This window comes from Xanthomonas sp. D-99, from assembly GCF_017746145.1.
GTDB lineage: Bacteria > Pseudomonadota > Gammaproteobacteria > Xanthomonadales > Xanthomonadaceae > Xanthomonas > Xanthomonas cissicola.
Genome location: NZ_JAGHWU010000083.1, coordinates 24,432 through 32,761, shown reverse-complemented (window position 1 = coordinate 32,761; position 8,330 = coordinate 24,432). Strand labels below are relative to the sequence as shown.

Here is an 8,330-nt window from a genome sequence, read left to right as displayed (position 1 = left end):
AAAGCTCAGCGCACCGGCACCGAGCACGGAACTCATGGCGGCGGCATCGGTTGCCGTGATTCTCTGGCTCCATGTCGAAAACGGGAGCAAGTTCACCCGAGGCAAAAAGCGGGTTCGGGAGGACATCGACGACCTGATCGCCACCTCGCACAAGAGCACAAAGCTCAGTGATACCGAATACCGACTGGTGATTCGTTACGCCGACGATGCGGATTTGAAGCAGCAGATCGACGATCTACTGCACGAAATCTTGCATTTGGCCGAGCTGCGCAACTGCGTGGTCGATGACATGAGTGTCAAGCACGAGGCAACCGGTTCGTTCTGGGACGAATGCGATGGCGGCTGGAAATGAGAGACGGATTTTTCTGGGGTTCCGGCTTACAACCCCCTGTGGGTGCGCCGAAACAAGGGCGTGCCCAGCTCGCGTTCCAGGGTCTGGATCTGCTGGCTGAGCGGCGGTTGCCCAATGCCCACGCGCGCGGCAGCGCGGGTGAAGTTGCCTTCTTCGGCAACCGCGAGGAAATAACGCAGGTGGCGCAGCTCCATCCATCTGTTCCAGATATGGAAACTGCCACCATCATATATTGGACAGGGGGTGTCCACAGGCGAATACTGGCCTTCCCACGTCGCATGTGTACTGCTGTGTCTTCCTCCCATCATCGCTCGGGCTCGCTGCCTGACCCCTCCACGCGTTCCGACACCGGCACCGATGCCCCTGCAGCGGCGCGCATTCGCGTGGCGTTGTTTCTGGCCGGCTTTGCCACCTTCTCGCTGCTGTACAGCGTGCAGCCGGTGCTGCCGGAATTCGCGCGCGCCTTCCAGGTGGACGCAGCGACCGCCTCGCTGCCGCTGTCGCTGGCGATCTTCTGCGCTGGCGCGGTGTCGGAAAACCTGGGCCGGCGCGGATTGATGTTCGTGTCGATCGCCATCGCGGCAGTGCTCAACCTGATTGCTGCGTTCCTGCCGCACTGGGGCGCGCTGGTGGCGGTGCGCACCTTGTCGGGCATCGCGCTGGGTGGGGTGCCGGCGGTGGCGATGGTGTACCTGGGCGAAGAATTGCCGGCCAGCAAGATGGGGGCGGCCACCGGTCTGTACGTGGCCGGCAATGCCTTCGGCGGCATGAGCGGGCGCATCGTGATGAGCGTGCTGACCGACCACACCGATTGGCGCACCGCATTGGCGGTGTTGAGCGCGTTCGATCTGCTGTGTGCGCTGGCGTTCTTCTGGTTGCTGCCGCCGTCGCGCAACTTCGTGCGCCGGCACGGCATCAACCTGCGCTTTCATCTGCGCGCCTGGGCGGGGCATCTGCGCGATCGCAATCTGCCGTTCTTGTTCGCGCTGCCGTTCCTGTTGATGGGCGTGTTCGTGTGCCTGTACAACTACGCCGGCTTTCGCCTGGGTGGGCCGGAATTCGGCTTGAGCCAGAGCCAGATCGGCCTGATCTTCAGCGCCTATGTGTTCGGCATCGTCAGTTCCTCGGTGGCCGGTGCGGCATCGGACCGGTTCGGGCGCGGGCCGGTGGTCACGACCGGCATCGTGCTGTGCGTGCTAGGCGTGGCGCTGACCCTGGCGCACGCGCTGGCGTTGGTGGTGGCCGGCATCGTGGTGGTGACGATCGGGTTCTTCATTGCGCATTCGGCCGCCAGCGCATGGGTGAGCCGGCTCGGTGGCGCGCATCGCAGCCATGCCGCGTCGCTGTATCTGCTGGCGTATTACGCCGGATCCAGCGTGATCGGCGCGCTGGGTGGCTGGTTCTGGCAGCACGGCGGCTGGGGCGCGTTGGTCGGCATGTGCCTGACGCTGTTGGCGATCGCCTTTGCGGCGGCATACGTGCTGCGCCAACGTGCCGACGATGCACGCCCCTATGGCCGGTTTGCTCCGCATCCTGCGCGAGGCGAGTGATGCACAGCGAGCGAGGCTTCTAGCGCGCCCCCTTGCGCCGTGTGGTTTGCGCGGCTGAAGACGTGGCAGCCCTTGCATCCGAGGCTGACTGCGCCAGGGTCGCCAACAGACGCGCACGCCGCCGCTCCAGATCGGCCAGCTGACGCTCGACCATCTGCAGGCGCGCGCGATGCATGGGCGCGGTTTCCGGACACATCTGCGCGCCTTCCACCAGGCGCATGCAATCGGGAAAGCCGAGAATGTCGTCCAGGCTGAAACCCGTCGCGATCAGGCGCTGGATCTGCCGTACCTGCGCGATGCACGCGGCAGGAAAAACCCGGTAGCCGTTGGCGCTGCGCGACGACGTCAGCAACCCATGGGCGTCGTAGTGACGAATCGAGCGCACGCTGGCCCCGGTCTGCAGCGCCAGCGCGCCAATACGCAGCGAGGGTTCGGAAGATGTAGTCATGCGGCAAGGATACGTTGCACGCAAGGCTTGACCCTCACATTGGTGTGAGGCCGGAGGATGGCGGCTCTCTCGTCTGGAGCCCACCACGATGTCTGTTCGCTTCCTGCCTGTCGTCCGCCTGCTGCCGGTGCATTACCTGGTGGCCTGCCTGCTGCTGTTGTGCTCGACCCTGGCGCAAGCCAGCCCGGCCGCCTCCGCTGCCTCGCGCAGCTATACGGTCATTGCGCCCGACGGCGTCGCCCTGGCAGTGCAGGAGCACGGCGCCACCACCGGCCCGGCGATCGTGTTCGTGCATGGCCTGCTCGGCAGCCGCATCAACTGGGATGCGCAGCTGGACGATGCGCGCTTGCAACGCTATCGGCTGATCACCTACGACTTGCGCGGGCATGGCTTGTCCGGCAAGCCGGGCGCGGCATCTGCGTACCAAGAGGGCGCACGTTGGGCCGACGATCTTGCCGCCGTGCTGAAGGCCGCGAGCGCGCGCGATGCGGTCCTGGTGGGTTGGTCGCTGGGCGGCGCGGTGATCAGCAACTACCTGAGCCGGCATGGCGATGCCGGGCTTGCCGGCGTAGTGTACGTCGATGGCGTGATCGAATTGCGCGCCGAGCAGCTGGGCGCGCATCCGGCGATCTATCGCAATCTGGTCTCGCCTGATCTACGCACGCATCTGCAGGCGGTGCAGGATTTCCTGCGGCTGTGCTTCGCCACCCAACCGCCGGCACCGGTGTTCGAGACCTTGCTGGCCAACGCATCCCTGGCCTCATGGGATATGCAGCGTGCGGTGCAGGGCATGTCGATCGATGTCGCCGGCCTACAGCGCACGCGCCTGCCGGTGCTGCTGATGTATGGCGCTCGCGACGCGCTGGTGACCACCGAGCCGACGCTGGCGCGTGCGCGGCAGTTGCAGCCGCATGCGCAGACCGTGGTGTATCCGAACGCCGGGCATGCGCCGTTTCTGGAAGACAGCGTGCGCTTCAATCAGGACGTACTGCAGTTTGTGGAGCAACTACGCGCCGCACACTGAGCGCCGGCAGCAACCTCCCTGGCCCGCAACGCGAACCGATTGCGACCGAATGCGCGGCCATCGCATGATGCTGTACCGTATACAGGCATGCCTCCAATGCGATGCATTGCGCGTCACGCGCGCATCTTCACGACGCCGACGACGGTGTGATGCTGTGCTAGCGCAAGCGTGCCGGCCTGGTTGCCGTTGCGTCGCAGCGGGCGAACGACGCGCTGCTGGTGCAAAGTGCTCCCATGGCTTCCAGAATGACCACATGACTGCTGTCCTCGCCCACGACGACCACGCACTGCAGGACTTCATCGAACGCCATCAGCGCCTGTTCGTGCTGACCGGCGCTGGCTGCAGCACCGATTCGGGCATTCCCGATTACCGGGACCTGCAAGGCGGCTGGAAGCGCCCGCAGCCGGTGACGTTCCAGGCCTTCATGGGCGAGCTGTCCACGCGGCAGCGCTACTGGGCGCGCAGCCTGGTCGGCTGGCCGCGCTTCGGTCTGGCGCAACCCAATGCCACCCATCATGCGCTCGCTGCGCTGGAGGCGCGTGGCCACTTGGAAGTGCTGCTCACCCAGAACGTGGACCGCCTGCATCAGGCCGCCGGTAGCCAGGCGGTGATCGATCTGCATGGCCGGCTCGATGTGGTGCGCTGCATGGGCTGCGAGCGGCGCATGCCACGCACCGAATTTCAACTGTTGCTTGAGCAGGCCAATCCGGGCTGGGCAGCGCTTGAGGCCGCGCAAGCGCCCGATGGCGATGCCGATCTGGACGATGTGGCCTTCGAGCATTTCGTGGTGCCGCCGTGCCCGGTGTGCGGTGGCGTGCTCAAGCCTGATGTGGTGTTCTTCGGCGAGAACGTGCCGCGGGCGCGGGTGGAGCGTGCGTTCGCGCATCTGCAGGCCGCCGATGCAGTGCTGGTGGTGGGCTCGTCGCTGATGGTGTATTCGGGGTTTCGGTTCGTGCAGACCGCTGCGCGCAACGGCCTGCCGATCGCCGCGCTCAACTTCGGACGCACACGCGCCGACGAGCTGCTGACGTTGAAGGTGGAGCAGTCCTGCGCGCAGGCGCTGGCGTTCCTGCACGCGCCGCCGCATTTGCCGCGTGCACGCAGCGTCAATGACGCCAGTACCCGCTCTGCATGACGCAGTGATCCATCGCAGCGGTTGTGCCGGCGCGCGCGGCGCAGTGCAATAAGCACCCCATGTCAGCTGTGGATGCCGCCTTGAGCCAGTTGTTCTCCCCCATCGCCTTTGGTCCGCTTGCGCTCGCCAACCGGATCGTCATTGCGCCGATGTGCCAGTACTCGGCACAGGACGGCCGCGCCAGCGATTGGCACCGCATCCATCTGGGCACGTTGTCGCAATCCGGCGCCGGCTTGCTGATTCTCGAAGCGGCCGCAGTGGTGCCGGAAGGGCGCATCAGTTACGCCGATCTTGGGTTGTACGACGATGCGACCGAGCAGGCCCTGGCCGAGGTACTGCAATCGGTACGACCCTGGTCGCCGATGCCGATCGGCATCCAGCTGGCGCACGCCGGCCGCAAGGCGTCGACCGATCTGCCGTGGAAAGGCGGCGAGGCCATCGCCCCCGACCACGCGCATGGCTGGCAGACCGTGTCCGCATCGGCGCTGCCATTCCGCCAGGGACAGCCGGCGCCGCAGGCACTGGATGAGGCGGGGATCGATGCCGTGGTGGACGCGTTTGCCGCATCGGCAACGCGTGCCGAACGGCTGGGCCTGGAGTTGATCGAACTGCACGCCGCGCATGGTTATCTGATGCATCAATTCCTGTCGCCGCTGAGTAACCAGCGCAGCGATGCATATGGCGGTTCGCTGGAAAATCGCATGCGGCTGACGCTGCGCATCTTCGATGCGGTGCGTGCGGCAGTGTCGGAAAAAATCGCCGTTGGCGTGCGCATCTCGGCCACCGACTGGGTCGAAGGCGGGTGGGATGTGCAGCAGAGCATCGCCTTGTCGCAGGCGCTGGATGCACGCGGTGCGCATTACATCCATGTCTCCAGTGGCGGGCTTGATCCACGCCAGCAGATTCCGCTGCAGGCGGGCTATCAGATTCCGTTCGCGCAGGAGATCCGCGCGCAGGTGAGCACGCCGGTGATTGGCGTAGGCTTGATCACCGAGCCGGCGCAGGCCGAGGCGATTGTGCAAGAAGGCCAGGCCGATGCGATCGCGCTGGCGCGTGGCATCCTGTACGACCCGCGCTGGCCGTGGCATGCCGCCGCGGCGCTGGGCGCCTCGGTCACTCCGGCACCGCAATACCTGCGTTGCGAACCGCGCGATGCGCGGGGCGTGTTCGCCAACTGACTGCACCTGACGTCATACCCAACAAGGACACCGCATGCCGATAGGATTTCTGGGCTTGGGCACGATGGGCCTGCCGATGGCGCACAACCTGCTGCGTGGCGGGTTCGCGTTGAGCGTGTGGAACCGGTCGTCCGAACGCGCTCACTCGCTGCGCGATGCTGGCGCCACGGTGGTGGAGCAACCGCGCGATGCCGCGCACGGCCCGCTGCTGTTTTCGATGCTGGCCGACGACAACGCAGTGCGCCAGACCTTGCTGGAGCGTGGCGTACTGGATGCGCTGCCGGCGGGCAGCGTGCACGTCAACATGGCCACCATCTCGGTGGCGCTGGCACATGAGTTGACCGCGCTGCATGCCGAGCGCGGTGTGGCCTACGTGGCCGCGCCGGTGCTTGGGCGTGTGGAGGTGGCCGAAGCCGGCAAGCTCAATATCCTGGCCGCCGGCGATGAAGCGGCCGTGGCCCGGGTGCAGCCGATGTTCGATGCGCTGGGGCAGAAGACCTGGCACATCGGGCGCGCACCGGAGCAGGCCAATGCGGTGAAGCTGGCTGCCAACTTCTGCCTGGCCAGCGCCATCGGCGCCATGGCCGAAGCCAGTGCGCTGGCACGCGGTCATGGCGTAGATGCGACGCAGTTTCTGGGCATGCTCACCAGCACCCTGTTCGCCGCGCCCGCCTACCAGGGCTACGGCCGCCTGATCATGCAGCGCCAATACCTGCCGGCGGGTTTCACCGCCACGCTGGGCCGCAAGGACGTGGACCTGGCCATCCAGGCTGGCGCCGACAAGCAGGTGCCGATGCCGTTGGGCGAATTGCTGCGCGCAGGGCTGGACGAGGCCATTGCGCATGGCGACGGCAGCGCAGACTGGGCGGTACTGGCGGAAGTCTCGGCGCGGCGCGCAGGGCAGGTCGCCTGATCACCATTGCGCAACGCGGATTGAGTCCTGCGCAAGGCACTTCGCTTCACGCCACGGCGGCCCACCGCTTGCTCACCTAAACATGCAGCAGACCTTCTAAAATGCCGGCTCGTTACAGCCGCCGCTCCAGGGAGGATGCGATGCGACACCTGCAGATCACGCTCGGTTTGACCGAGCGCGCGCCGCGCGCACTGGCTTGCGCCGGTGGCACACGATGACCGACGCGCCGGTCGTCAACCAGGGCCCGGTGGGTCCCGACCATCCCGAGCACCCGGACCACTACCTGTTCGCACAGATCCGCGAAGCGGTCGGCGTGCTGGACGCCGAGTTAGGCAAGCCCGTGGACGAGGCGAGCGAGCGCATGGCCGCGCGCCTGCTGCCGCTGGCCAAGCAGCATGGCTTCGATCAGGTGGACTACGTGGTGCTCAGCCGCCATCTGGGCGAAATCGGCGAGAACGTGTTCCTGGTGCGTGGCGAGCTGTCGGACCCGGCGCATCTGCGTGCACACATCACCACGCAGGAAGCGATGGAAACATCGGTGGACGCATCGCTTGCGCAGCTGGACGAGATCAACCGGCGGCTGATGCTGCGTTTGCCGCCGCGCTGAGTGCATTGCCCGAGGTGCGTGGGGGTGTCGCGCAACCGGCATCGGTACACGCACTGCACTGCCGCGCTACATGTCCTCCTGGCTGCGCGTCATCTTGCAGCGCGAGCGCAACGCAACCACGGTCAGGGCGTCAAACATCGGCTGGATGGCACGCCGGTTTTCGTACCTGTCCGCACGGCAAAAGTTACCGACGCAAGCACTGCGTCGGTGATGTCGCGCATTGGCTATCATGCGCCGATGCGCTCCGACTACATCCTCACCCTGTCCTGCCCCGACCGTACCGGTATCGTCTATCGCGTGACCGGGCTGCTGTTCGACCTGGCCTGCAACATCCTCGACGCGCAGCAATTCGGCGACGACGAAAGTGGCCGATTCTTCCTGCGCGTGCATTTCGACAAACCGGCAAAGACCGACATTGCCGCCCTGGAGCAGCGCTTTGCCGTGCTGGCTGACGAATTCCAGATGGCATGGCAACTGCACGACGCACGCCGCCGCGCGCGCCTGCTGGTGCTGGTGAGCAAGCAGGGCCATTGCCTCAACGACCTGCTGTTCCGCATGCACAGCCGGCAGTTGCCGGTGGAGATTGCCGCGGTGGTCTCCAACCACACCGATTTCGCCGCACTGGCCGGCTCCTACGGCATCGCCTTCCACCATCTGCCCGTGAGCGCGGACACGCGCGCCGCACAGGAAGCGCAGCTGCTCGCCCTGGTCGACGCGCTGCAGATCGATCTGGTGGTGCTGGCGCGCTACATGCAGATCCTGTCGCCGCAGCTGTGCCGGGCACTGGCCGGGCGCGCGATCAATATCCATCACAGTTTTTTGCCCAGCTTCAAGGGCGCGCAGCCGTATCACCAGGCGCACGCGCGCGGGGTCAAGATCATCGGCGCCACCGCGCACTACGTCACCGAAGATCTGGACGAAGGCCCCATCATCGAACAGGACGTCGCCCGCGTGGACCACGCCATGACCCCGCGCGACCTGGTCCGCTTGGGCAGCGACATCGAATCGCTGGTCCTGGCGCGCGCAGTGCGCCGCCACGTCGAACACCGCATCGTGCTCAATGGACATCGCACGGTGGTGTTTCGATGAGGCGGGGAGTCGGGATTGGGGATTGGGGAATGGG

General features: G+C 66.0%; 8 protein-coding genes and 2 pseudogenes. 8 read left to right on the top strand and 2 right to left on the bottom strand.

The annotated features are described in order from the left end of the window. Window positions 1-352: pseudogene (locus J7360_RS19805) on the top strand (resolvase); the annotation flags it as partial. A gap of 44 nt (window positions 353-396) precedes the next feature. Here the strand turns inward: J7360_RS19805 and J7360_RS19800 are convergent. Further along, window positions 397-546 (bottom strand): annotated as a pseudogene (locus J7360_RS19800) (LysR family transcriptional regulator); the annotation flags it as partial. Window positions 547-642: 96 nt separating this feature from the next. Between J7360_RS19800 and J7360_RS19795 the strand changes: the two are divergent. Beyond that, window positions 643-1,902, top strand: a complete 1,260-nt coding sequence (locus tag J7360_RS19795; RefSeq protein ID WP_209034592.1) for an MFS transporter — start codon at window positions 643-645, stop codon at window positions 1,900-1,902. Window positions 1,903-1,921: 19 nt separating this feature from the next. On the opposite strand, the gene J7360_RS19790 is transcribed toward J7360_RS19795, so the two are convergent. Then, on the bottom strand, window positions 1,922-2,350 hold the full coding sequence (locus tag J7360_RS19790) for a MerR family transcriptional regulator (protein WP_007968372.1): 429 nt from the start codon (window positions 2,348-2,350) through the stop codon (window positions 1,922-1,924). Window positions 2,351-2,438: 88 nt separating this feature from the next. Between J7360_RS19790 and J7360_RS19785 the strand changes: the two genes are divergently transcribed. From J7360_RS19785 to purU, 6 genes are all read left to right on the top strand, one after another. After that, window positions 2,439-3,374, top strand: coding sequence for an alpha/beta hydrolase (locus J7360_RS19785; protein WP_057659511.1), 936 nt, complete (start codon window positions 2,439-2,441; stop codon window positions 3,372-3,374). Between the two features lie 253 nt (window positions 3,375-3,627). Continuing rightward, window positions 3,628-4,509, top strand: a complete 882-nt coding sequence (locus J7360_RS19780) for an NAD-dependent protein deacetylase (RefSeq protein WP_022557979.1) — start codon at window positions 3,628-3,630, stop codon at window positions 4,507-4,509. A 59-nt stretch (window positions 4,510-4,568) separates the two neighbouring features. Then, complete coding sequence (locus tag J7360_RS19775) at window positions 4,569-5,687, top strand: NADH:flavin oxidoreductase/NADH oxidase (protein WP_057659513.1); 1,119 nt, start codon at window positions 4,569-4,571, stop codon at window positions 5,685-5,687. Window positions 5,688-5,721: 34 nt separating this feature from the next. Continuing rightward, window positions 5,722-6,600, top strand: a complete 879-nt coding sequence (locus J7360_RS19770; protein WP_057659515.1) for an NAD(P)-dependent oxidoreductase — start codon at window positions 5,722-5,724, stop codon at window positions 6,598-6,600. A 214-nt stretch (window positions 6,601-6,814) separates the two neighbouring features. Then, complete coding sequence (locus J7360_RS19765) at window positions 6,815-7,207, top strand: XVIPCD domain-containing protein (protein ID WP_007968381.1); 393 nt, start codon at window positions 6,815-6,817, stop codon at window positions 7,205-7,207. 210 nt (window positions 7,208-7,417) lie between these two features. Further along, on the top strand, window positions 7,418-8,296 hold the full coding sequence (purU, locus tag J7360_RS19760) for a formyltetrahydrofolate deformylase (protein WP_172955890.1): 879 nt from the start codon (window positions 7,418-7,420) through the stop codon (window positions 8,294-8,296). The last annotated feature ends 34 nt before the right edge of the window (window positions 8,297-8,330 follow it).